Annotated in this window: 23 protein-coding genes and 1 pseudogene; 6 read left to right on the top strand and 18 right to left on the bottom strand. The window is 61.9% G+C overall.

Annotated elements, in window-relative coordinates; genetic code table 11:
- Positions 1-340: 340 nt before the first annotated feature.
- The 5 genes from VWN43_RS12315 (at position 341) to VWN43_RS12295 (ending at position 5,229) form a co-directional block, all read left to right on the top strand.
- A complete protein-coding gene (locus VWN43_RS12315) occupies positions 341-691 on the top strand; it encodes a HigA family addiction module antitoxin (RefSeq protein ID WP_067695847.1) in 351 nt (116 codons plus the stop codon).
- Positions 688-2,304 carry an N-6 DNA methylase gene (locus VWN43_RS12310; RefSeq protein ID WP_067695844.1) on the top strand — a complete coding sequence of 539 codons (1,617 nt, stop codon included), beginning with the start codon at positions 688-690 and terminating at the stop codon, positions 2,302-2,304. The genes VWN43_RS12315 and VWN43_RS12310 overlap by 4 nt, the downstream gene beginning before the upstream one ends.
- On the top strand, positions 2,295-3,215 hold the full coding sequence (locus VWN43_RS12305) for a XamI family restriction endonuclease (RefSeq protein ID WP_067695841.1): 921 nt from the start codon (positions 2,295-2,297) through the stop codon (positions 3,213-3,215). The genes VWN43_RS12310 and VWN43_RS12305 overlap by 10 nt, the downstream gene beginning before the upstream one ends.
- Positions 3,216-3,378: 163 nt before the next feature.
- Positions 3,379-4,515, top strand: a complete 1,137-nt coding sequence (locus tag VWN43_RS12300) for a hypothetical protein (protein WP_067695838.1) — start codon at positions 3,379-3,381, stop codon at positions 4,513-4,515.
- A gap of 9 nt (positions 4,516-4,524) precedes the next feature.
- On the top strand, positions 4,525-5,229 hold the full coding sequence (locus tag VWN43_RS12295; protein WP_157075203.1) for a hypothetical protein: 705 nt from the start codon (positions 4,525-4,527) through the stop codon (positions 5,227-5,229).
- Positions 5,230-5,457: 228 nt separating this feature from the next.
- On the opposite strand, the gene VWN43_RS12290 is transcribed toward VWN43_RS12295, so the two are convergent.
- Positions 5,458-6,756, bottom strand: coding sequence for a type II toxin-antitoxin system HipA family toxin (locus VWN43_RS12290; RefSeq protein WP_067695830.1), 1,299 nt, complete (start codon positions 6,754-6,756; stop codon positions 5,458-5,460).
- A complete protein-coding gene (locus VWN43_RS12285; protein WP_067695826.1) occupies positions 6,753-7,112 on the bottom strand; it encodes a helix-turn-helix domain-containing protein in 360 nt (119 codons plus the stop codon). Before VWN43_RS12285 ends, VWN43_RS12290 begins: the two co-directional genes overlap by 4 nt.
- Before the next feature lie 149 nt (positions 7,113-7,261).
- Between VWN43_RS12285 and VWN43_RS12280 the strand changes: the two genes are divergently transcribed.
- The gene (locus tag VWN43_RS12280; RefSeq protein WP_320181559.1) at positions 7,262-7,465 is read left to right on the top strand and encodes a hypothetical protein; all 204 of its coding nucleotides are present in this window, start codon (positions 7,262-7,264) and stop codon (positions 7,463-7,465) included.
- On the opposite strand, the gene VWN43_RS12275 is transcribed toward VWN43_RS12280, so the two are convergent.
- From VWN43_RS12275 to VWN43_RS12200, 16 genes and pseudogenes are all read right to left on the bottom strand, one after another.
- Positions 7,466-10,177: a conjugal transfer protein TraG N-terminal domain-containing protein gene (locus tag VWN43_RS12275; RefSeq protein WP_067695821.1), complete on the bottom strand. Its 2,712-nt coding sequence runs from the start codon at positions 10,175-10,177 to the stop codon at positions 7,466-7,468.
- A gap of 12 nt (positions 10,178-10,189) precedes the next feature.
- Positions 10,190-11,626, bottom strand: a complete 1,437-nt coding sequence (locus VWN43_RS12270; RefSeq protein ID WP_160726843.1) for a conjugal transfer protein TraH — start codon at positions 11,624-11,626, stop codon at positions 10,190-10,192.
- On the bottom strand, positions 11,616-12,446 hold the full coding sequence (locus VWN43_RS12265) for a conjugal transfer protein TraF (protein ID WP_230833605.1): 831 nt from the start codon (positions 12,444-12,446) through the stop codon (positions 11,616-11,618). Before VWN43_RS12265 ends, VWN43_RS12270 begins: the two co-directional genes overlap by 11 nt.
- A complete protein-coding gene (locus VWN43_RS12260) occupies positions 12,443-14,176 on the bottom strand; it encodes a conjugal transfer protein TraN (protein WP_067695815.1) in 1,734 nt (577 codons plus the stop codon). Before VWN43_RS12260 ends, VWN43_RS12265 begins: the two co-directional genes overlap by 4 nt.
- The gene (gene trbC / locus VWN43_RS12255) at positions 14,173-14,925 is read right to left on the bottom strand and encodes a type-F conjugative transfer system pilin assembly protein TrbC (RefSeq protein ID WP_050599554.1); all 753 of its coding nucleotides are present in this window, start codon (positions 14,923-14,925) and stop codon (positions 14,173-14,175) included. The genes VWN43_RS12260 and trbC overlap by 4 nt, the downstream gene beginning before the upstream one ends.
- A complete protein-coding gene (gene traU / locus VWN43_RS12250; RefSeq protein ID WP_050599555.1) occupies positions 14,922-15,935 on the bottom strand; it encodes a conjugal transfer pilus assembly protein TraU in 1,014 nt (337 codons plus the stop codon). The genes trbC and traU overlap by 4 nt, the downstream gene beginning before the upstream one ends.
- The gene (traW, locus tag VWN43_RS12245; RefSeq protein ID WP_082835680.1) at positions 15,932-16,570 is read right to left on the bottom strand and encodes a type-F conjugative transfer system protein TraW; all 639 of its coding nucleotides are present in this window, start codon (positions 16,568-16,570) and stop codon (positions 15,932-15,934) included. The genes traU and traW overlap by 4 nt, the downstream gene beginning before the upstream one ends.
- On the bottom strand, positions 16,567-17,088 hold the full coding sequence (locus VWN43_RS12240; RefSeq protein WP_050599556.1) for a S26 family signal peptidase: 522 nt from the start codon (positions 17,086-17,088) through the stop codon (positions 16,567-16,569). Before VWN43_RS12240 ends, traW begins: the two co-directional genes overlap by 4 nt.
- Entirely contained in the window at positions 17,085-17,471 is a 387-nt protein-coding gene (locus tag VWN43_RS12235; RefSeq protein WP_228135197.1) for a type-F conjugative transfer system protein TrbI, read from the bottom strand. Before VWN43_RS12235 ends, VWN43_RS12240 begins: the two co-directional genes overlap by 4 nt.
- Positions 17,464-17,844: a hypothetical protein gene (locus VWN43_RS12230; protein WP_050599558.1), complete on the bottom strand. Its 381-nt coding sequence runs from the start codon at positions 17,842-17,844 to the stop codon at positions 17,464-17,466. The genes VWN43_RS12235 and VWN43_RS12230 overlap by 8 nt, the downstream gene beginning before the upstream one ends.
- Positions 17,841-20,384, bottom strand: coding sequence for a type IV secretion system protein TraC (gene traC, locus VWN43_RS12225; RefSeq protein ID WP_066284723.1), 2,544 nt, complete (start codon positions 20,382-20,384; stop codon positions 17,841-17,843). Before traC ends, VWN43_RS12230 begins: the two co-directional genes overlap by 4 nt.
- Positions 20,381-20,968: a hypothetical protein gene (locus tag VWN43_RS12220; RefSeq protein ID WP_050599560.1), complete on the bottom strand. Its 588-nt coding sequence runs from the start codon at positions 20,966-20,968 to the stop codon at positions 20,381-20,383. Before VWN43_RS12220 ends, traC begins: the two co-directional genes overlap by 4 nt.
- A complete protein-coding gene (locus VWN43_RS12215) occupies positions 20,965-21,837 on the bottom strand; it encodes a DsbC family protein (protein ID WP_050599561.1) in 873 nt (290 codons plus the stop codon). The genes VWN43_RS12220 and VWN43_RS12215 overlap by 4 nt, the downstream gene beginning before the upstream one ends.
- A pseudogene (locus tag VWN43_RS12210) lies at positions 21,834-23,151 on the bottom strand (TraB/VirB10 family protein). The gene VWN43_RS12215 and the pseudogene VWN43_RS12210 overlap by 4 nt, the downstream one beginning before the upstream one ends.
- A complete protein-coding gene (locus VWN43_RS12205; RefSeq protein WP_006834210.1) occupies positions 23,151-23,966 on the bottom strand; it encodes a type-F conjugative transfer system secretin TraK in 816 nt (271 codons plus the stop codon). The pseudogene VWN43_RS12210 and the gene VWN43_RS12205 overlap by 1 nt, the downstream one beginning before the upstream one ends.
- Positions 23,963-24,532, bottom strand: coding sequence for a type IV conjugative transfer system protein TraE (locus VWN43_RS12200; RefSeq protein ID WP_067695812.1), 570 nt, complete (start codon positions 24,530-24,532; stop codon positions 23,963-23,965). Before VWN43_RS12200 ends, VWN43_RS12205 begins: the two co-directional genes overlap by 4 nt.
- Between the last annotated feature and the right edge of the window lie 7 nt (positions 24,533-24,539).

Below are 24,539 nucleotides of genomic sequence, written 5' to 3'. Positions count from 1 at the left end.
ACTCGATGGAACCTTCCTACTAAGAACAAAACAGGAACACAAGTGTTGAGTGAGTCGAGGAAGGCCATGAAATTGCTGGATCGCATTGAACGACATCTGAAGGAATCGCACATTTCGGCGACACGGTTCGGTCGTCGCGCGGTTGGCGATCCGCGCTTCGTGCTTGACCTACGAGCTGGCCGCAGGCCGCGCCGCCGAACAGTCGAGAAGGTAGAGAATTATCTAGCTCGACGCTCGTGAGGCTGCTTTCAGCTCCAATTGACAGTGGAACAAAAAAAACAAAAAGGTACACTTGTAACCCGTAGCGTTACAGGGCAATAGACTGCAAAGGGGATACCAAATGGGTACTGCGACACAGTTTAGAACGGAGCATCCCGGGCACCCTGGTCGGTTCTTGAAAATCAAGTTGATTGACGAGCGTGGGATATCCGTCACGGAGGCAGCAAAGGCTCTAGGCGTCGCGCGTCCTTCGCTATCCAAACTCATCAACCAACGAGTTCATTTGTCTCCAGAGATGGCAGTTCGGTTGGAGAAGGCATTCGGATTTCCATTGGAAGCGATGATGCAGATGCAGACTGCATTTGACATCGCCGAAGCTCGCAAGAAAAACAGAGAAATTGAGGTGCAGCCGTTCCAATTTGTTGGAACCACGTCGATGAGCCAAAGCGCAAATCGGGAGGCGGTCCGATGACTGATCTCCCCATTCTCTTCGCGTCAGAGAAGGAACTGATTTCGGCAGCCTTGCAACTCGGCGCGCTCGATGTCGGGCATGGGTTATCGGAGGCTGAAAAGAGGCTCGCTGCAAGCTCTGCCAAGCAGCGAGTTTCCGCAAAGAGAGTGGCTCTGCTGCGTGATTCAATTCTCAGCGGAAATGACCCTTTAGGAGAAGGGTTCTCGTCAATCCGATCTGCGGAGACACGCCGGTCTGATGGGGCGACGTACACTCCTGAGGGCATTGTTCAGTCGATGGTGCAGTGGGCCGCGAATAACTCAAGTCCATCGCGCGTTGTCGACCCAGGGGTTGGCTCAGGCCGCTTCCTCTCAGCCGCCGGGCGAGCGTTCCCAAATGCTCAGCTTGTCGGCATTGATGTGGACCCGGTCGCAACCCTGATGGCCCGTGCCAATCTGTGTGTGAATGGGTATGCAAAGCGGGCAAAGATCATACTCGGTGACTTCCGAAATTTCACCGAGAGGACTGCTGGACAGACACTGTACATCGGTAATCCACCATACGTCAGGCATCATCAGATCGATGCTGTGTGGAAGGATTGGCTCGCGCAAAGAGCGGCAGAATTGAAACTGCCGGCGAGCAAACTCGCTGGGCTCCACGTGTACTTTTTCCTCGCGACAGCACTTGAAGCCGAGAAGAAGGACGTAGGGGCATTCGTTACAGCTTCCGAGTGGCTTGACGTGAACTACGGCTCGCTCGTTCGGTCGCTGATGCTCGGCGAACTCGGCGGGAAGAACATTACCGTAATCGAACCGACCGCGCAGCCATTTCCCGATGCTGCCACGACCGCAGCGATCACAACCTTCGAAATTGGTGCGGAACCCAAGACTGTTAGCTTTCAGAGAGTAGATGACCTCGCAAGTCTGGGTAAACTCGGAAGTGGTCGACGCATTAGGCGAGACCGTCTCGCTACCGAGAAGCGGTGGTCACATCTGACGCGGGTAGCGGAACGTCCACCCGAGGGATACGTCGAGCTAGGAGAACTGTGCCGGGTTCATCGCGGCACTGTTACCGGGGCAAACGGCGTATGGATCGCCGGAGAGCATAGTGCTGGTTTGCCTGACTCGGTGCTTTTCCCAACCATCACGCGCGCTCGCGAGGTCTTCAATTCCGGCGGCTTGTTGAAAGATCCCGACTTGCTCAGGCAAGCCATCGATCTGCCAACCGACCTAGATGAACTTTCTGTCTCAGACCGCAAGCGCGTTGAAAGCTTCCTGAAGGTAGCAAAATCGATGGGTGCACATAGCGGGTATGTCGCACGCAATAGAAAGGCTTGGTGGTCAATTGGGCTTCGCGAAGCGGCCCCGATCATATCGACATATATGGCCCGACGCCCTCCTGGCTTTGCCCTAAACAAAGCCGGAGCAAGGCATATCAATATCGCTCATGGGTTGTATCCTCGTGACCCGATGAACGAAAAGTTGAAGCGCGCCTTGGTCTCCTATCTGCAGCACAACATCTCGCAAAAGTCGGGACGGACTTACGCGGGTGGTCTAACCAAATTTGAGCCTCGTGAAATGGAACGGGTGATTGTGCCGAGCCCGGAGTTGCTCACAAGCGGAGTATGCCTGTGATTGATCGGCCGCTTTGGAGCGACGAAGAATTAGAGGTCGAAAGAGAAAAGGCAATCGCGGCCTTTTGCACCGAACGTCTCGAAGAACCTCTGGAAGACTATCTCGACGCTTTTGACGAGTATCAGGGGCATATCGAGGAGATACTCGAGACCACCGTCGACCTTTCTCGTCTTGAGGATACGGCGCTCGATGTTTTGGGCGATCCAAATTTGCTTGAGGCGTTCAGGTATCTCGCAGGTCCTCCGATTTCTCAGGACGATCTGAAGACCCTTTCGGATGCACAATCGCTCACGAAAGGACATCTTGCGGCCACACCGGCACTGGTCCAGCGCGTAATAGCTGTAGTCCGCCAGGTGCTTGACCGTCGGCGCTTCGCTTGGGTCGTTGAAGATCGTGAACCGACCGAGGCTGAGCGCAATGCAGCCGTGCTTGCCTCGGCGGCGTTGATGGCTGCGAGTCGAGCTCAGACAAAGCGTCGGACATCTGGCAAAGATCGTCAGGAAGGCGCGGTGAAGGATTCACTCTTGAAGCTCGGTTTCGAAGAGGTGGAACCGCGAAAGATCACTACGATCGCCCTGGCACCCGAGCCAGGACAATTCTGCGGCGAAAGTGTGCTCGGCAACCGCAAAGGCGATATCATCGTGCGACTTTGGGACCATCGCGTGATGCCCATAGAGTGTAAGGTGTCAAACTCATCAACCAACTCGGTCAAGCGGTTGAACAATGATGCTGCGGTGAAAGCTACGAGCTGGAAAACGGACTTTGGCCTGCGGCAGGTTGTGCCAAGTGCGGTCCTCAGCGGCGTCTACAAGTTGCACAATTTGTTGGATGCGCAGGAACGCGGCCTGACCATCTTCTGGGCACACGATCTGGAGCCATTGACGGAATGGATCGCCAGCTCAAAGAAGTGACCAGCATCAATGACTAAAGGCGGCCATCTTGCTCTTTAGTCGTCGAAGCATTCAAGCACGTTTGGACGCAATCCGGCCCTGCACTCCGAGCGAGTGGCATGCGGACTTAGTGCGCCGATTAAATCAGCCAAATCGCGATAGGCTGGCAGCCGTTTATGAACTCATGGTTGTACACGGCCTCAATCAAGTCGGGTCGGTAGCTGTTGAAGCGGAGCAGGTGAACGGCAAAAATCCCGATATCGAGTACGCAGGCCTAGGCATATCGTTTGTAGCAGACGTGACTACCGTATCCGACGCGGGGCTCGACAAGAAAAATCCATATGAAGATCTGAGCAATCTGGTTGAAAGTCTGAAAACCAAGCTCGGAATGCCAATAGGCGGAGTGGATATCCGAATAGGATCGAGTCGAGAGCGAAAGGATCGAGGCGAGCAAACGACCTTGCAGATGCCCAATCGGTCAAGCCTGCGCCAATACTTCAAGACAGCCATCGAGCCTGAGATAAGGCAACAGCACCGCTCTGGGCAGTGTCCGATCCGCGTAGACATTGTGGACGAGGAAACTGAAATTTCAGTCAGTATTGATCCGGCCAAGAGCCCCTACAGTAGCGGCGGCTATGCCTCATATGACCGCCCAAGCATCAAAAATCGGAACCCCTATTATAAGGCGCTGAGATCGAAGGTTCCGCAGTTGAAGGGGGTGGATGCCTTAACCGGGATAATCATCTGCGATGCGGATTGCGCCACTATGGCCGATGGTGGCTTCGGCAATCGCATCGATCTCATGGATACTCTGACACGCGATTTCTTGCGGCAGAACAGCTCGGTAGACTTCGTTTTGGCGATTAGCGTTCGTGAGGAGAGACGTGGCTGGCATCCCGCCGAGGGCTACGACCGGCAAATGTTTGCAATGCTGCGCACGCAAGACGCATTAAAGATTGCTGGCGATCTCGACACGACCTTTCGTTCGATGATGCGAAACTTCCCTTATCCCCGAGACATGCCAGTCAATGCTGCACGAAGGGCGATCGAAGCAGATTATGGATGGGGGCACCATGGAGGCTGCAAAATGTCAGGCGATAATGTCAGATTGAGCTCTCGCATGATTATGGAGGTTCTCACTGGCCAAATCAGTGTGGATCGTATGTCAGAACTTCAACGTGGCAATCCATTCAAACTGCCGTTCGCGAACGGGAGGCTTCCGACAAAGATTGAGGTGATTCCTGGCGGCGAGGACGATAACGATGATTGGATCGAATTCACGTTCGGCGGCTCCGATCCAGCCATCACACCCTTTAAGTAGCACCATTCTATGATCTCAGATCGCTTCGAAACTCTAGCCCAAGCGTTTCGAGTTTTTGCCGAACAGCATCTTCGCTTTCGCCAACTTTTTCTGATCGATGCACCAGAAGCCGTCGGCAATCTAGACCACGCAATCGATGGGATTCTGAATGCATTCCATGGCCTTTATGACGCAGTGAAATTGGAAGCGCCGGAAGCTTTCAATTTCTACGATGACCCCTTGTGCGCATTTGTCTTGCGACTGAGAAACGCTCGACACCATAACCAAGCCAACGGGCTTCGAAGCGTTTATCGACGGGCTAGAGCCGAAGAGCATCCCAGAGACTATCTGCTGATCAATTTCGAAGCAGGTGAAAGCGAAGATGGTGGAAGTTTCGCTGAACACTATGTCAGCTGGTCTGACATCCGCGCAATTCTAGATTTGCAATCAGCCAAGTACGCGGATTCTGTTGCTGCGGGGCGTGAAGCCATTGCTGCGGACCGCTTCGAGGATTGGTGTCTTGCTCACAGCTACGAAGTGGACCGTATGTTTGCCAATTTGATCCCGATCCTGTCAGCGGCATGCTCTCGCTGTACTGGGGCGATCTCTCAATACATTGAACCAGAAAGCGTCGAGGCGGAGGCATTTCTGAATATATTTCAGAACGTCGAACCAGCGGACTTCGATCGTCAGGAGTACGTGGAGCTAACAAGCGCTGTTTTCTGGCCAACCTAGAGACAGCACTCCCAAAGATTCAATTTTGCATGCCAATTGCGGTGGCCGTTTTGAAAATCAACCTACAGCTTCTCCAAAGTCTAGTCGGTATGCCACGATGTGTAATCGAACTGACGGAGATGATCCCAAGTTTATCACCTTGGAAGCCGCGATGACACCGCACAGTAGTTTAGCCGCAAGGACTGGCGTGAGTCCTGGTCTCGGATCACTTTCAGTGTGCAATTTTCATTATAGTTCGGCTCGGAATCCGGCTTTCGCACGCGCAGAGAGTCGTTTCGAAAGACCCGCCAAGTCCGTAAATCTGTCCCAAAGGCTGATTGCGGATCTGATTTCGGCAATCATGTTTCTGATCTCACCTGCCTTCAGGTCAGCGAACTTGCCGAACGCTAGCAAGTCATCAAGCTCGAAGCCGTCAGTCTTTCCGGCCAGAGACATCTGGTGTTCGTTGGTCCAGTCCCCGTCAGGATTGTAGGCATAGACGACATCGAATGCGGGCGAGAGGCTCCAGCGACCCGAGCTATCCATGAGGAATGCGATGTTCTTGGTGTGGTCGTCCTGGTTGCGGATGAAGATATTGAGCAGCGCGCGGCGCACCTGCTCCTTAATCGCTTCGCGGCCGAGACCGAGCATGCGGATGGTCTCGATCGCCTGCTCGTAGCTGTATGCGCGAGCGAGGTTGAAATCGAAATGGCGCATTGCGCAAAGCGACTGCATGTGAAGCTTCTTGCCATCAGGCGTGCGGTCGAAACGCTGTGTCATGAAATGCGCCCGGCCGCCTTCTTCATGCAGACGAGAACGAGCCATGTCGATGCCGGCCTCTCGGGCTAGCAGATAGCAAGCGTATTCAAGTCGGCCGAAGCCCATCGGATCGGCTAGCTCCTTGTCGGCACTGCCCGACACGCCGTCGAACTTGACGAGCCATTGCGTATACCTGGGCCCTGCAGTCAGCTGCCCTGAATGGAATTCTCCGGTCTCCTCATTCCAGGCGAGGACGGCCTTGGCCCGGGCGCCACCAGCAGAGGTGCCGACGCGCAAGATCTCTTGAAGTGCGCGATGATCATCTTCACCCTTGAGCACACCGGCCAGTTCTTCACGCGCGGCAATGACCCTGTTGGCGAGTTCGACAAGCGGAGCGATATCGACCGGCCGACCCTGTTCACGGCGCTCACCGGTAGCGGGCTCGAATTCGAGCGCACCCATGCCTCGGCGACCGGTATAACAAAGGCGCTCGACCGGATCGAAGCTGTCGGCTGTGCGGCCTTGCTCGGCAAGCCAGCGATTGATCAGCGCGTTACCAAACTTGTCGGGCAGGCTGTCTGCCAGCATGCCCGGTAGCCCTTTAAAGGTCTCGTAATTCAGCGCGGGAAAATCGTAGACGCCGCTTCGTAATGGCATTGTGAGCGGAGCGACTTCGATGCCGCTGCGACTGAATTCCGGAGTGTATTCGAAAACCCCGACATCGCGATCTTCATCCCACAGGACGGCGCCGATCTGACGACCCCAGAGATTGACTACCGCACGCGTCATGGGGCCTCGTCACCCCAGCTCCATTCCTCGCCAGCCTCACCTTCAGAAGACTTGCGCACCCTTTGCCGCGCCTTGCCGGTGTCGGACCGGGGATCGAGCGGTCTCAGCTTGGCGTCCGGCATGACATCCAGCAGGCGGTCTTCAATGTCGAGCGCACGCATTATCCTGGCGAGGCTATCGATGGTCCCGCCATTACCGGCTTCCAGGCGGGCGAGCGTTGAACGCGAGATACCTGCCATTTCCGCAAGCTCGGCCTGCTTGAGATTGCGTGATATGCGATATGCTTCGATCTGCTTCCCGAGGTCGGATAGCAGCACCGAGAGCGGACGCAGATCTGGTGAATCATAATGTGGCATTATCGAGACATTATCTCCGTTATGGAGCTTTGTGTAGCGATTTTGCGTCTTTACGTGATGATATTTAATGTGTCAATATCGAGACGTAAATTGGCTTATGCCCGATAATGCATCAAATTTGCTACTTTATTTAGGTCGGAGTGATGGAAATGGATGACGAGAAGGAGCAAAACGACCAGACGGACTGGAAGGGCCTGCGAGAGATCGACCGTGCCATCTCCGAAAATCGGCGCATGGAATACAGCTGGAAGAAGGCTCTAGCAGATCCTTGGGAACGACGCGGACTCTGGCTACTTGGGCTGGTCGTCGTCGCATTTGCGGTGTTCGTCATCCTGCAGGATTTCGTGCTGTAGCTATCTATTGCCCCATTCTTTGACGTCGTCTGCAGCTTCCTCACTCGCGCCCGTGGCGCCTTCCGTTTGGCGATCAAGATAAGTTCGCACGGTTCCGATCCTGCCACGACCCTGTCGGCGCACCCGCTCGACCTCATCCGTGATGTCAGACCGATCAGGAGCATCGGGCATTGAGGGACCACCCGCAGAGCCCACGGCTCCTCTTGCGCGTACCTGCCCAGCACTTCCGATCCCGGGGCGGCTGACAGGAGCGAAGTCCGGCAGCGAAAGGTCGGCTTCGATGTCGTCTTGTAGGCGATCAGCATAGCTCTCGACAAACCGCGATTGCAGTTGTTGGCCGCGCGCGCTCATCTGGAACTCGATGTCGTCGAAGCGCACCGGCCCGTAATAGTCGCGATTGGCTTCGATCTCGGCCATGCCCCATTCGCGATAAGCCTGGCTCAGGTTTAGCGTGCCTGCGGCACTATTGGCCTCGTACCAACTGGCCTGGTTCTCGAGGCGGCTGGCCACCTCTTCGGCCCGACGCGCCTCTCGTGTGTAGCTTTCGGCTTCGGTCAGCGATCGGCTGAGACCCGACGAGCTGGTTGACACCTGCGATACCGAACTCGAACTCGTCTCGCGCAGGAAGCCTTCACGCGTGTTCGACCAGTTGCGGCTATCCGAAAGCTGCCGCAGCGTACCCATTATCCTGCCGCGATCTTCCGAGGCGATCCCGATATCGCTGTCGGTCCACGACTGATTTCGGCCACCGCGGACGCCCGCCTGCGCGTTTAGTACTCCACCTTCGGCCTTTGCTCCGGCTCCTGCTTCGCCGTTGAGGAACCAAGAAATAGTAATGTCGTCTGACGCGCGCCGGGACAGGCCGAACTGCTGCTGGAGCGTCCTCGAGGCATTGTCGACTTCGCTGAATGCCGTGCCGATGCTGTCGTTCGTACCAACGCCGCTGACAGTATCGGAGCTCTGACCCTGGCTGTAGGCGTTGCGGATCTCGCTGAACCGGGTGAGCGCAGAGCTCGTCGATTGCTGGGCGAGGTTGGCATAGGTCTCGCTCTGCGTCCGGCTCTGGCTCGCCATCGTTCCTAGGCGGCCCGTGAAGTCCTGCCCGAGCGTCGGCGTGAACGGATAGCTTGAATTCGGGACTGCAGCGAACTCGCCATCGGGGAAGCTGGTCGTCTGCGTGCCGCTGTCGCTGAATCCCCGCGTCTGTGCCGCGCCATAGGCAATGTTGGGGGCAAGATTGCCCTGCGCAAACTGGCGGGAAAACACTGTCGAATTGTCGATGCTCGAGTTGCCGAGTGAGACGTTGCCGGTGCTCGCTTCGCGCGAGGCTTCCTCGGCTGCATTCTGGCTCGGGTTGAGATAGCTCGTTGCCTGGCCCGAAATCGCCAGCGCACCACGCGCCACGCCGCCGGCAAGGAACGGGATCGAGGCGACAAGATAGCCTGCCAAGATGCCGATATCGCTGTTGACGTCGCTCATGCCAGCAAAGGTCGCGAGGCTGAGGCCCGTGCTGCCGCCAGCGGCGGCGACATCGCCCGCGCCTTTGAACATCAGGATCATGTGCAGGATGACGAAGAGCGGTCCCCACGCCGCAAGATAGAAGAAGCCGGTGACGTAACCTCTCAATGCAATGGGTCCGGTCCGCGGCATCAGGAACAGCGGAAACAGGACAGGGAACAGCGCGTAGAACACCACCGTCAGTACGACATTGAGGATTGGGACCCATTTCATCGCGTTGTGCGCGATCGAAGAATAGGTCCGCTCGGTCTGAATATCGGCCCGGGTCTGCGCGAAGACGTCAATACTGCCGGTGCCGCTCGCCCCTGCAAAGCCGTGCATGGCCTGGTTCATGGCATTGATCGTCAACACCTGGCGGAAAATGTCGCTCGCGCTGCGCGAGATGCCGGTAAGATACTGATAGGCAATCGGGAGGTCGGCCATGAGCTTGGCCTTGGCGAGCGCTTCGGTCTGGCGCGGATAGAGTTGGCGTCCCGCGACAAGCGTCATCTCGTCAATGAGGCTCGCCCATTGCCCCGAAAGCGCGGTGTAGGCTTCGCGGCAGGTGATGATCGAGGCCGTCACGCTGTCGTCGGCCTGCCGGGTCAGGAATTTCTGCGCGCGCGCCGCGCTGCCGGGTGCGATCGTCGCCCAGATATCATCGCTCTCGGACAGCTCCTTCATCGAGTAGCGGCCGAGCAGCAGATCGTAGAACACGCATTGCCTGACATGCTCGTCGAAGTTCGCAGCAAACTCCGGATCGGAAATGCGCAAGCTCCGCGTCGATTCAAGCAGCCGCGCGCCATAGATCATGCCGTTCTTCGAGTAGTTGAGGTCGTCCGGCAAGCCGAAGACGAGCTCGGCCGAGCGGGTCAGATAGTCCCCCGCCTGGCTGGTGAAACTTGCCATCAGGGCGAGCCCGAGCGGAACATTGGCCACCGTTGCCGGTGCAAGGCTTGGATTGACCCGGTCTGTCACATGGACGTCCATGCGCGGCACCATCAGACACATGTAGATGAGCGTCGCACCGAGGAACCAGTTGAGCCATGCGCGCCAGTCCTGGTTGAACGCGACCACGATGACCGCGAGCACCATGCCCATCACCAGCGCGACCTGAATCAGGCTCTTGTAGCCGCCCGCTCCGGTCCAGGCGGCAACGGCATTGAGGACATTGACGATATACTCGCCGCCGCCGACCGTGAAAATCTCGACCATGCTGCCTCACCCTTATGGAACGATGGAGCGGGACTGCATCCCGCGCGACCAGTCGAGCGCGGCGGCCATCGATGGCGACATCGAGGCGGCGAGCATGTTCTCGATCATCGCGGTCTTCTCGATGATCTGCATGATCGCGGAGACCCGCGCCTGTCCGGTCGCTTGCCTCTGGGCGAGGCTTGACCGGACTTCCGCGACCTGAGCGCGCCAGATCGCGAGTTTCGCTTCATCGGCCGCAATGAAGCTCGCCATCGAGCGTCCGGCCTCGGCTGTGATGCGTTCGAGGATGGCATAGAGAAGATCGATGCTGGCGATCTCGGCCAGCGTGTCGCGGTCGTCGGTTGCCATCCCGCGTCCATAGGCCGCCTGCACGGTGAGGATCTTGTAGAGCGGCACCGATGCCACCTGGAGCAGCTCCTTCTCCTCGTCGCCGATCGCTGTGTCGCTGCGGATGGCCTCGACCATGCTGCCGATGAGCTGGGCAACGCGGGGCCGGATGGCCTTCGCGCTCGTGAGGCTCATCTGCTGGAAAGTGGGGTTGAGGCACTGGTCGGGCTCGTCACACTGGAACACCCGCACCGACTGGCCTTGCGTCCCGTCGAGCAGCGCGGTCACCAGCGTCGAGGAGGCATCGCCTGCGAAAGGCACGAACTTGCCTGGTTCGTCATCGCGGGGCGGCACGTAGATCACCGTGCCGATGAGCGTCATCGCATACTCGGCGAGGTCGCGGTCGAAGGTGCCACCAGGGTTGAAGAAGGCGCTCTGCTTGAGGACATGCCAGGTGTAATTGCGCGGTACACCGGGATTGACGTCGGCATAGTCGGCGCCGGCGCTCTCATTGGTCGAGGCGCGCTGACCCCTGGTGCCGCAACCGTGTTTGGCGGCAGCATAGTCGGTGAAGATACCTTCGGAATTGCCGATCGCTTCGCAGATCGCCTTGTCGGCGAGATCGCCCTTGGGCCAGACGCCGCCGACCAGCCCCTGCGCCATCTCGCAGGAGTTGATCGAGAGATTGTTCATGAGCTGCGCCTTCTGGCTGAACTCCTGCATGATCTTTGAGCACTCGGGGCAGACGGTATCGATCGCGAGGCTGAAGGCGAACCCCACCGCATTGTTCGCGACGGCCTTCAACAGCGCGACCATCTCGCTCGCGTTGATGAAGGAGAAGGACCCGGCGAAGATATCGATGCCGCCGCAACCTGCGCGGGCACGCGGCAGCTGGAGGTTGGCGATGCTGGTCGTCTTCTGCGGGAAGCGCGTCCAGACATTGCCGAGGCTGTAATAGCCCGCCGACTGTCCTTCGAATGCGCTCGGCCCGGTGACATTGGCCGCAGCGCCCATGTCGTCCATGAAGCGGTCCATGCTGTCGCCGACGTTTGCGGCGACGGGGGACGCGACCATGCTGGCGGCAGCTATGGTGAGCGCCGCATTGCGGATGCTAGTAATCATGTCCGGCTTCCTTCGAGGTGAGGAGGTAGATGCGGTCCTGCAGCTCGTCGGCCGAGAGCACGCCGTATCCGATCGGGATCGGGCGCCTGGCCACGCTGTCCCAAAGCACGAGCGCCGGGGTGATGCCGGGTTCGAGCCCCATGCGGGGCCGCTGGCCGCTTTCGACCTTGTAGTCGGGGAAGTGCCTGGACGGCCCGCCATCGGTCGAGATCGCCCGGACCGTGATATGCCAGCGGTCCGCCACCGAGCGCACGATCGGGCTCATCACTTCGCAGGCGCCGCAGGTCTGGGCGAAGAAGTAGAACAGTCCATAGCGTTCGGAGAGCCTGGCCATCACCGCGTCGCGGTCGGCAGCGCGCGCGTCCTGCCATTGCTTCTTGGCGAGTGCGCCGACCGGTCGTTCGAGCGTGTAGTCGAGCTCGGGATCCTGCCAAATCGCGCGTTGCCAGACATCGGAGAACAGCGAAGCCCGGTCGAGCTGGGCACGCTGGAAGCGGATATAGGCGGTGACGTTTTCCGGCGTCGGATAGAGGATCGCGCGCGCCTTGAGTTCGCGCAGTTCCCCCGTGACCGCGTCCAGCTCCTGCGTGGCGGTCACCTGGGCTGGTGGCTGCGCCATCTGCGGCTCGTCTGCCGGCACCGGCTTTACGCAATAGAACCAGTAGCCGAGCCTGCGCTGCTCGCAGTAGAGGCTGTCTGCCGAAGCAGCTGGCTTTGCCTGGCGCGCTTCCTGGGCGGCTGCCCGAACGGGGAGCAGTGCAGCGAGAATCATGGCCAGTGCTGGGAGGGCCAGCATCGGCAGTGATTGGCGGCGCGTCATTGGCCACTCCTTGCGTAATAATCTTCGATTTTCTGCTGGATGAGGATGCTGGTCTCGAGCTCGTCGGGGAGCCGTGCAGCCTCGGTGAACTCGGCATAGACTTCGCTGAAATCCATCTGGCTGAGGTCGAGCCGGGCGAACTCGTCGAGCGTGAACCCCTCGCACTGCTCTTCCTTGGGCTTGTCCCAGGGCTTGCGCAGCTGGCGGCGACCCTGTTCCTGCAGGATCCGCGAGAGCTTGCTCTCGAAGCAGCAGTAGACCTTCTTCTTGGTCAGGCAGACGCCGAGGAACTTGTCCGAACAATAGGTCCCCACGTAGGCGCACAGCCCCTGCGCATCGCGTTCGTGGAGCAGAACTTCCTCGCGGTTGCAGCCGAGCGCGACCAGCAGGCTGATGCCGGGGATGAGCGGGAAACCCTTGCCCTTGCAGCAGTTGAGCACGCCGAAGACCTTGGACGAGCAGGTGTTGCGCGTGCCGCGGAACAGCGTCAGCGTCTCGGGATCGAACTGCCCGCGGGCCTCGTCCATCGCATGGAGCGCGGTGACGGCATCCTTGAACTCGTCGTTCGCGGTGCGCTGGATCGTCTCGCAGCTGCCGTCGATGCAATAGACATCGCCGTCGCAGACATACTGGGTGGAGCTGTCGGTCCCGGGAAGCGGGCACTCGTAGATGCGCTCCCAGGTCTCGCAGGGGTCTTCGTCGGTGAGGCATTCCTCGCGAACAAAGCGACAGCTGCCCTGGCTTTCGATGTCGGAGCAATCGGTCGCCGCTTCGCGCGCGATGCAGGTGTAGCTCCTCTGCCATTCCCAGCAGGGCTTTGTGACAGAGACGCCATCGACCACGCGGGTCTGCGGATCGGTATCGGTGCAGATCTCTGCGTCCAGCGTGCAATCGCTATTGTCCGCAAAACCTGTGCACTGGCTTTCGTCCGGGGTCGTGGTAACGGTGGTAGCGTTGGCAATGCGGTAGGGCGTCTGACCTGCGACCTGTTCGTCGCAGGTCAGCTCGGTAAGCGGATCGCCCGGCTCGGTGCACCACTTGCGACCACCGGACCAACCCCACTGCAAGCAAGGACCATCGCGGTGCCCGGTCACCCGGCAAAGAGCGCCCGAAAACTCTTCGCAGTCCGGCTCACCTGATAGGTTGAAGCTGCCCAATGGGCTGCAAAGGTAATGATACTGCGGTTGCTGGCTGACCCTGACGACGAGTGGTACCGCGCATTGGCCAACCGACTGATCGATCCGTGTGCCCGTATTGCAGGTCGCGGTATATGTGCCCGCCGCGCCCGAACCGGGCGGCAGCGGAACGCAGGATCCCTGGCTGCCCGAAATTGCCATGCCGCTGGTGTAGTCGAGCGGCGTCTCGTTGATGGCGAGGCTGCGCGCGATCACGTCCTCGATCTCGTTCGGCTCGAACCGTGCGCGATTGGCCATGCTGTCGCGGATCGTCCGCATCGGCGTGCTGGTCGTAGCGGCGCTGCGGGCGCGGGTCTCGATCTGGTCGGGATCGCGCGCAAGATCCTGCAGATCGCGCGTCGCTTGCGGATCGAAATTGGGAACGCGTGCTGCGTCGGGATTGGTCGTTGCTGCCTCGCGCGCTTCGCCCAGCAGCTCGGTGGCAAAGTACTTCCCGTCAGCCCTTGCCGCATCGCGGGTCTGAGCCTGAATGGAAGCCGCGCTTGTGAGGGTGACGAGTGCCACAAGGAGATGGGCGAGGGTTTTGGCGGTCATGGCCGTTCCTCCCTGGAGAGCTGGCGCAGATGGAGGCGGGCAAGTTCGGCGCCCGGACCCTTGCCCGAGGCAAAGGTCTCGAGGACTTCGCCCACGCTAATGTTGCCGGCGATGCGGTCGTGCGGCGGCACCTCGCTGGTGCAATCGAACCCGTCGCAGGGACTGAACTCGGTGCTCAGCATAATGAAGCTCGGTGCAGCTTCGATGTTGAAGGCGCGGAACAGCCTTGGATCGATGCCGAGCGAACCGGCCGCGTCTCGGGTGCTCCAGATGGCGGCGAGCCGCTTCTTGAATGCCTCGCTGTTACCTTGCGGGAAGCCGCGCAGCACGGTGACGCCTCCCGCCCTGGTCATGTCGTGGACCAGTGCTTTCAGCGCTTCGGGCGGCATCGACAGGCTGGCAAAGGCAATGAAGCGCGGGGTTCCCCCGAGCGACGCCTTCTCTGCGGCGGCTTGCCCTGCGATCATGGCGTCGAAGTCGAGGACGGCGTCGGTCTCGGTTGCCTTGATGCTGTCCGCATAGGCTGCGCGATTGGCCTGCGCTTGCGCCTGGATAGCCTGTGCGTCCTCGGTCAGCGCCTCGGCGCGTTGGCGGACATTGGTGCTGAGCGCCTGCGCATCGTCGGCGTGTTCGGCCGCACGCTCGCGGATCGCTTCAAGGTCGATGCCTTCGGGCGCGCTCTGGGCGAGAGCGAGGCCACCGAGAGTGACGGCAAGGCCGACGGGCAAAAGGAGGAGGTGCTTGTTCATAGCGCGCAGCAGTTCCGCTTGCGCCAGACGAGGTATCCCATGTCTTCGCCGATGGCGGGAATGACCTGTCCGGCCGATTGAAAGGTGGTGGAGGCGCCGATGGGCGGGCAGGCGTAACGGCCCGAAGTCGCCGGGTTGGGGTTGGTGGCCTGGAAGCGGTATTGTTGCTTGCGCATCACCGGCATCAAATATTTGCCGCACAGGCCCTTGGACCCCATCGTCCCCCACGAGACGAGTTCGCGGTGGAGCTTGTAGGCAAAGCGCGAAAGCACGAGGCGCGAGGCCTGGACGTGGCCTATGCTGGCCGAGACATTGCCGTTCATCGGGTACATCGACCCCTGGCAGCCCGCGCACCAGAACATCTCGTCGATCGGCAGCTTCGCGGTCGAGGCGACGCAGTCGGCCGCACAGGCAGCGAGCGCCAGCGGGTTGGCGAAGAGCACGGCCTCGGGGTTGATGATCGCGGTGAGCTCGGAATCCTGCCACAGCGGATCGATCTCGGAGATGTAGAGGATGTCGATCGAGCCCGATTCCAGGCACAGAAAATCGGCGACGATCTCCATCCAGTAGATCAGCGGATAGGCATACCAGTGGACGTGCCAGCTCGAATAATACTGGCTCGCGCCGCCCACTGCTGATGGACCCGAGATCGAGCGGAAGCCGATATCGAAGCCGGGATCGAGCTTCATGCCGCCGAGGTTCACGAAGCACCACGGCTTCATGCTGACATCGGCAAGCCGCACGGGCTCCCAGAAGCCCATCGCAATTCCGGGCCTCAGACCGCACAGGCACACCGGCAGGTCGGGGTTATCGGGATCGGGCCGGCTCGAGGGCCAGATGTCCAGCCCGCCGATCGAGATCGGGAACAGGCACGACCAGCAGATGTCGGTGATCGGGTTGACAAAGCTTCCGGTGCAGCGTCCCGGACCGGCATCGGCCATCGCGGGCGTTGCAGTGGCGAGACCAAGAATGGCGGCCAGCATGAGCGCCAGCTTTCTTAAGTGCGTCATTGGGCCGTCCTCCTTTTCGGTGGCAGCGCGATTTCGCTGATCTCGAGCAGGCGGCCCTGCTGGCGCACGCGTGCGGGCACCGATCTGATCCCGAACCTTTCCGTGAGCTTGCCGCCCTGGTCGAAATAGAAGCGGCGCTGGCGGGCCTTCATCAGCTCGAGCGGCGCACCCTTCACCAGGATCAGCTTGGCATTGGCGGCCTGCTTGAGCGCCCAGGCGAGCTGGTCGGGATCGTCGCCGTCGAGGAAGAGAAGTTCGGCGCGTAGCTGCACGCTGTCGAGCGGATTGACCCTCGTGCCAGCGGCATGGATCAGCTCGCCTTTTGCCCCGCGGATATCGGCAGCGAGCGTGATCGTCGGATCAAATTGCCAGCGACGGGCTTCGCTGGCCCGGACGATTCCGGCGACGGGGTCGGGCCGGTTCACGCGCGCGATCGTGCGGCGCTTCAGGTCTTCATTGAGCCGCGCGGTCTCCCCCGAACGTTCCATCTGGGTCAGGCGCGAATGAATCTGCTCGAGGAGGTCGCGCTCGATCACGGGAAACACCGTGCCGCGCTGGCCATAGTCGCGCGCCAGCACCTCGGCAGGGCAGAGCAGGACTGCAAGTAGCGCTGCAGGGAGGATGAGCTTGCTCACAGGATCGCCCTCCCGCTGCCCAGGATCTGGCCGCGGCAGACGAAGCCGATCTCGGCGTAGCGGCTGTCGAGGCCGCGCTGATGGCTGGTCCCGGTGTAGAAGCAGCCGTCGGGGATCGGGCCTTCGGGGCCCTTGTGAAGCGCAATGCCGAGACGGGTCTCATCGAGCCGCGCGGCGATCTTGCGGCCGTTGATGAAGACCTCGTGGCCACGGTGGCTCACGACATCGCCCGGCACGCCCAACACCCGCTTGCCGAAGAGCTGCGCGCCTTCTCCGAAATGCGCTTCGACGAGTCTGCTCGCCGGCGGCTCGAAGAAGATCAGGCTGCCGCGCTCGATCCGCGCATGCTTGTCGAGCCAGAAGGCCCAGTTGGGCAGGCTCGGGCTGGCATTGATGAGGAAGGCATGGTCTTTCGCGAAGGCGTCGACCGCGCCCCATCCAAGTGGCAGCAGCACCAGACCGGTCAGGACGAGCGGTCGTTTGAGCGTGCGGACAAAACGAGAGGCAAAGCGCGTCACTGGCCGCCTCCCTGCCCAAGCTGGCGAGCGATCCGCACGCGCAGTTCATCGGTAGCATCGGGGGCATCGCCCGCGAGCACTGCTTCGCCGACCAGCACCACGCGGCCATCGGCCCCCATTTCCGCAACAGCGCGCTCGGACGCCTGAAGGAAGGCGAGCACGCGCGCCTGGCTGGCTTCGGGATCCTGCTCTGCGCGCGCTTCGGCATCGACGAATGCGGCGATGGTCTCGGCAAGCCGGACGGTGACGATCTGCTGGCGCGGCTCCGACAGTTCGCGGCTGACCCAGGCTGCCCAGAGTAATGCGACCACGAGCGCGAGCACGCCGAGAATTCTCAGCAACAGCGGGCGATTGAAGGATGGTAGTCTGCGCGTCTCAGTCACGTTTAGCCTCCCGGGCCGGATGGTTGTCGAGATCGGCCGCAAGCCGCCTCAGGAAGCGGGGCATGCGAAACAGCGTCACAGCGCCAGCGAGGGCGAGGAAGCAGCCCTTGAGGTCCTGGCTGAACAGGCTGCGGCGCAGCCCGTCGGCTTCGAGATATCGGTCCGACAGATTGGCGAGCTGGGTGAAGAGGCCGCCAAGGTCCCAGCCCGCAACGAACAGGAACAGCGCGAGCGGCAATCCCAGCACGATCAGCAGTGAAGTCGCGGCAAAGCGCGCGGTCTCGATGAGGACGAAACAGCTCCCTTGCAGGAACGGCAGCAGGCTGCGGAGATTGGCCGGAGGGGTCCGGTCGACGAGATGCGAGACCATCATTGTCCGCCTCCCGCCACGATCCGGATGGCATCGGCGAGGCTGTGCCCGCGCCGCTCGCAGTCCTGGATCGCCGCATAGGTGTCGGGATCGGAGGAGTAGATCGTCGCCGAGAAGGGATCGAGCACGAGCCGACCGACCGCCTCGGTCTCGGGGCCTTTGATGAAGACCTCGCTGTACTCGGTCCCCGAACGCTTGAGGCTGCGGATCAGCGTCTCGGTGCGGTCGTCCATGTCGAGCCGCGCGTTCGCCCTGAAATCGGCGATCGTCTCGGCCTTCTGCTGAAGTACCAGCATCCAGTCGCTATTCTCGAGCGCGGCGCGCGCGCCGTCGGACTTGTAATAATCATTGAGGGACTGGGTCGCGGTGGCGAGCGCGCCGCCGTACTTGCGGGCAGTGCGGGCATAGGTTTCGACGAACTCGCCCATCGACCCGCCCTTGAGCATGGCCCAGGCCTCGTCGATCAGCAGCAGCTTCTTGGTTGCTCGCGACGAGCGGGTCATCGCCTGGCTGGTCATGAACATGATCGCCGAAAGGACGACGCTGCGCAGTTCCTCGCGGCTTGCGAGATCGCTCATCTCGAAGACGGTAAAATCATCGTCGAGCGCGAAGCTCGCCTTGCCTGCAAAGAACCCGCCGTAGCTGCCGCCGCGGCAGAAGGGCGCGATCGCGGTGGCGAGATCGCGGCCCGCCTCGCTTTCCGATCCATGGAGCGCATGCGCGACATCGTCGACCGATGCGCCGCTGCCGAGTGCCTCCCAGGTCGCGGTCACGGCCCGATCGATGAGCCCGCGCTCGGTATCGCTCGGCGCGGTGCCGGGACGCGCCATCTGGCCAATGATTGCCTTGATCATGGCGAAGCAGTCGAGGCGGTAGTCCTCGTCTTCGTGTGCGCGGGCATCGTCGACCATCGAGAAGGGGTTCAGGGAAAAGCCCGAGGCGAGCGTGAACTCAACGAAGCGTCCGCCCTGCAGTTTGACCGAATGCTCGAAGCTGCGGCCGTCGTCGATCACCACGACCTTGGCACCGGCGCCGCGCAGGGCGGCGCAGAGTTCCTGCAGCAGCACCGACTTGCCCGAACCCGACTTGCCGCAGATCGCGATATTGTGGTTGCCGGCACCGTTCTCGAATGGCGACCACCAGAAGGGCTGGCCGCGGCGGCCAACGAGCAGGAGGTGCGGGATTACGCCGCCGAGATATTCGCCCTGCATCGGCGCGATATGTGCCGCTGTCGTCGAGAGCATGGTCTTGAGACGCTTCAACCGCGCCATGTCGTCGGCGAGGCCATCGGCGAGGCACAGGGGAAAGGCAGCGACGAGGCCTTGGAGCTGGAGGAAGCGCTCGTCGGCAAGGTCCCAGCCCGCCGCCTTGTAGATCGCCTTGATGATGCGTTCATGCGCGTCGCCCTGGCCGAGCGGCGAGATGCTGGTGAGCCCGTAGAACAGCTTCACGAGCTTCTTGCCAGCCTGGAGTTCGGCCTGGACGTGGCGCCACTCGGCCGACTGTTCGGCAAGCTTGGGCAAGAAACGCGCGCTCTTGGTCTGGCTGAGACTGGTCGTGCGCATGAACTTGAAGCCCGCGCGCGCCGAAGCAGCTTCCTGGTCGGGGTAGACCAGGCACAGCATGGTTGCCGTCGGACAGGGGAAACGCAGCTTGTCGGTGAACATGTCGCCGATGAGCCGCGCGCATTCCCAAGGTGCCCAGCGCTCAGGGGTAGAGCGCACGGCATAGTGCCGCACATCGAAATGGTCGGGATAGCATTCGCCGACTTCAGGATTGCCCTCCTCGTCGCGGCCCGTCTCGCGAAAGCGCTCGGTCCTGAGGATCAGGCGATCGTCGCCGACCTCGAGCTCGATGTCGCGGCGGATCGCTTGGGACTGAAGCGTATCGTGCGGGTTCCACGCATGGATATCGGTCTCGTGCGCGGTAGTCGGCGAGGTGAGCTCGTCGATCAGCGCCAAGAGGCCGCCCGGACGCAGCTCCTGCGCGTGCAGTCCGAGCGAGTGGAGCATGCCCATCAGCCCTTCGCGGCATTCCGAAAGTTCCGCGTCGGTCACGCTTCCGGGCACCGGCACGCCGAGCGAGACGATCAGCCGGACGTTGCGAGCATGGAACGGCGCATGCGCCGAGCCCGAGCTCCAGACGAGATCGTAAAGGCGCCTGGTGCGCGCTCTGGCGATGGCCTCGTAGATCCCGCCCTGCTCGTAGCGCGGAGCGAACCAGGGGCCGACCACGCTGCCGATCCGCGGAGATGCGAAGTTCAGGACCTGGAGGCAGGCGCCCTGCGGCAGGCCTTCGGAGAAGAACTGACCGAGGATCTCGCCGGTCCGTTCGTCGGCCCCGATCAGCGGGGTGACTTCGAGCACGAAGCCTTTGGAGCGGGCGTTGCGGTAGAGCTTCGCCCCCTCGTCATAGACCCGGTAGGGCAGCCAGTCCGAGAGCATATCGAGCCCGAAATGCGCCCGCGGCTTTTCGGGCCGAGCCGTGTCGGCAAACAGGCCCCGCGAGAGTGCGTCGCGCGCGGCAGCAAGGGATAGCGTCACTGGCTCTCTCCTTCGGTCATGTCAGGTTGGGGGACCGGCTCGCGGGGAGGGGAAAACGAGCCAGGTCCCCCGGGTTCCGGCGCGTCAGCGCCGGGCATCGCCGGAACGGGCTGCGAGGGGATGAACAGCTGTTCCGGCAATGTGTCTGCCTCTTGGATTTTTGGCGGTTGGAAATCGGTTGCGGGGTTGCTCTCGCGCGTCGCGGCAATAGTCGATGCCAGCGAGCGCAGGACTTCGCGGCGGCCCTGCGGCGTGCGCCAGCCTGTCCCTGCCTGTTCGGGCAGCGTCAGGTGAACGACGCGCGCCTCATGGTCGCGGCCCGCCGCGTCACGGTAGCCTGTCAGCACGACCAGCAGGCGACGAACCGCTTCGCCGGTCGGGGTCACCGTCCGATGCGCGTCAACCGTGTCAGCCTTTTCAATGCCGGTCGCCCCGGCATCGATCGCGGAAGTCGGCGCGCAGGTCCCTTCCGGAGCCCGGCAGGCAAAGCTGCCTTTGACGTTGCCGCCGAGGCTGGCGCAGCCACTGGCCAGGAGGAGCGGCGCAGCGAGCACCATGGCGCGAAGGATTGGAAGCCGGCTCATTGCGCCACTCCCTTGCCTTCGGCGACGAAGCGGCGGATCGCCGCGGCATCGCGGTAGCCATGAAGCACCGCCCCATCGCGGGCGCGCACGATGACCGGAGTTCCGGCAAACCCGTTGGCCTTCGCGAAGGCTTCGTTGGCATCGAGTGCCTTGGCCTCCTTGCAGGTCTTATCAGTCGCCAGAGCCTGGCCGGAATAGGCCGCATGGAGTGCCTTTGCCGGATCCTTAGCGCACAGCACCGCCTCGGAAATCTTGCGGCTTGCCGCGCCGAAGATCGAGATCGGTCGCTCTTCGACATGAACCTTGGCCTTGGCGAGTTCGGCGGTCAGGCGCTGGCAATACCCGCACTGGAAATCCGAGAAGACGACCAGGCGTTCGCCCTTGAGGTTGCCCCAGTGGATCGCGCCGGCAGCCGGAAGCGACGAGAGGTCGACATGGTTGGCGGCCGCCTGGACAGGCGTTTCGTCGCGTCCCGCCGGCGCGTCACTGGCTACGCGCGCCGCACCGGCCGCGAGCAGATCGGGATTGAGTTCGAGCAGGCGGGCGGCAGTGACGTCGCGCCGTTCTTCCATGTCGTAGAGACGGCCTACGAACAGGTAGCGGGCGGTCTCGTCGATGTAGAACAGCGTGTCACCCGAGACGACTTCGCACCAGGGCCCGAGCGTGTCGCAGCTGATCGCATCGATCGGGGTCTTGGGCAGCCGCAGTTTCAGCGCCTGCGCGACATCGCTCGCCATGCCCGCGGCGCTCGCAGGCATCGCAGTGACGGCAGAGACGCCGAGCGTCAGCACGGCGGCGGCGCTCGAGAGGGCAAGGGCAAGGTGGGCGGCGCGCGCCTTCAGGCTTGGCGGCGAGTCATTGTAGTTCATTTGGAGGGGCTCCTGACGTGGACGCCGTCGAGAAAGACGATCTCGACCTCGATGCCGGTCGGCATCTCGACGACGGGTTGGTATTGTTCGGCGCGTTCGATGAGGTATCGGCTGACGGTGTCGGCGGCTTCGCCGGCACCCTGGCCAAAGCCACCGGCGAGGATGTCGGTCGGCGACAGCGCCTCGCGCTGACCGTTGGCGCCGACCTGGCCGGTAAAAATGCCGTTGGCGTTGGCGGAAAATCCGCGGCCGAAGCCGCCCACAATCCCGGCGAGCAGCGCCTGGCTGACAAGGCTGCCTTCGCGGCTGACCACGCGGCCGCGCACGCCCGACTTTCCGGCGAAGGAGATGAACCCCTTGACCTCGCTCACCGCGAAGCGCCCACCGGGTTGCGCGCAGGTCATGCGCACCAGCTTGACGTAGACCTTCTCCGCCGAGGAGATCGCCGCGCGCCGCGCCATTGACGAGGCAGCCGGTGATATCGGTGGTGAGCAGTTTGTTGCCGCGCATCACCGAGCGGGCCGGACCGGTGATCCGGAGCACCACGGGAAGCGGATCGCTCTGGCTGGCAACGCCGGTCGAGGCATCGACACCCACGATGACCGTTGCCGGTGCGTAGCTGTTGGGCGGAAGGTAATCGCGGCTCGCTTCGAGCAACAAGGCTGGCGCAGTCTCTGCCGCACGCGGCTTGCCGTCCTTGCCCGTCTCCGCGCTGAAGCTCATCAGGCTGAGCTGTCCGCCTTGCGTTTCCGGCGCTCCTTGCGGTGGCTGGACAGCTCCGCCGGTGCCGACGCCGGGTCCATAGGCAGGTGGCGGTGGCAGTGGCGGCGCGGCGGCAGGTGCCTTCGCAGCTTCGCTCAGCTGTGATCGCAGATTGGCATTCTCGGCCGAGATCGCGTCGATCGCCGCCTGGCCGTCGGAGCGCATCTGCGCGTTCTCGCTGCGCAGGGCTTCGAGCTCCTGTTCGATCTCGGGGCGCGGCAGCTGGGCCTGCTGGAGATCCTTGATCGCGCGGCCCTGTGCATCGAGCCGGTTACCGTAGCTCGCGACGAACTCGCGCTGCGAGAGGTTGCGATTGACGAGGCCGCCGGTGTCGATTGTCGCCGCACCATTGGCATCGGTGCCAGCCTCGTCGCCGTCGCCGCCGAAAATGAACATGCCGCCGCCGATGAGCGCGATGGCCCCGATCCCGGCGAGCAGCATCTTCTGGCGCTGTGCGATCTGCGAATTGAGGTTGCGCCGTCCGCTTTCTCGCGCTTCCGGCGAGCCCGGCAGAGGCCTCTTTCCGGCGTCCTTCTGTGGTGCCTCGGCCATCAGTCGAGTCCTCCCTTGGCAAAGACTAGGAAGGCACTGGTCGCTTCACCGGGAGCGAGTGCATCGCGGCCATAGGCAAAAGCGAGCGCGCCTGCGGCACCTTCGCGCTCGGAGCCAAGCGCAAGGCTTTCCTGGCCGAGGTTGCGCACGAGGAAGCGCTGTCCGGTAAGTTCATCGCCCTGGTATTCGGCGACCAGCTGGACCTCGATCCCGCCGGTACGGCGCGGAGCCGACAGTTCGGCGCGGGCAGTGAATCCGGGCAGGACGGCATCGCTCGCCATCGCCTCGATCAGGCGGATCGCGGCGTCCTCGGGACCGGTCTCGGTCTCCCATTCGGTGGCCGCGGCTTTAGCGAGCGCGGGATTGGTGATGAAGAGCTGGGTCGCTTCCTCGCCGCCGAGACGGCAGGCGAACTTGTAGACGTAGCCCGCCTTGCTGGTCGCAAAGAAGCTGACCCGGGCAGCGGCAAATTGCGGGGGCACGGAGATATAGATGTCTCCGCGCACTGGCTCGTGCGTCACCTGGAAATCATTGTAGGGAAAACCGCTCGCGATCTTCGAGACATTGGCAAAGCCGTCATCGATAAGCGCGATCCGGGTGAGTTCGCCGCGAGCGAGCTCGCAGTCGATGGTCGCGTTGTCGGCCGCTTCGACGAATTGGTCGGCATACGCCGGGACCGGCGCGAGCGCGAAGGCAAGCACGGCGAGGCCGGTCAGCTTGAGCCCGGGATCGGGGCGCCTTGTCGCGCCGATCGCGAAACAGGCAAGGCCGGTTCCGGCAAGCGCAGCAGCGAGGGGAGATGGGAGAAGGCTCATTGGCCGGGTTCCTCCTTGTCGGTGGGAAGTTGCTCAAAGCCGGCGAGCGCAAGGCTGAGGCCACGCTTCGACCAGCGGAAACGGAAGGAGCGGCGCTGGCTCGCGATCACCTGCGCGCCGACAAAGGTCTTGAGCGTGCCGGTGACGGTCGAGGTCAGGGCCTTGGGGTCGACGTGCATTTCCGCGATCACGAAGGCCTGGCTGATGTCCGAGCCGCGCTGTTCCTCGACGATTTGGACGAGCTCGGCCTTGAGGCGGCCGTGCGCGGCGGGATCGGCGAGCTTCAGGATGTTCGTCATCCAGTAATCGAGGCTTTCGGGCGCCCGGTTGAGGAGCATCAGTGCCGTGTCGCGGGTGACAAGTTCGAGATAGGGCGCGTCGATCCCGCCGCTCGAGACGGTGATCCGCTCTGAGGTGATCGGCACCAACACAACCTGCTCGTCGCGGGTGACCGCGGCGCCGAGGCTGACCAGCGTGGTCAGGCCCAGGACACCTGCCAGCACGGCAAAGCGGTTGCGTTGCCGCAGGTAGGTCTGCGCCTGTTCGTGCGCGAATTCTGCTCGCATGGTTCGC

The organism is Qipengyuania sp. HL-TH1 (assembly GCF_036365825.1).
GTDB lineage: Bacteria > Pseudomonadota > Alphaproteobacteria > Sphingomonadales > Sphingomonadaceae > Qipengyuania > Qipengyuania profunda.
This window is presented reverse-complemented; position numbering and strand designations above follow the sequence as displayed.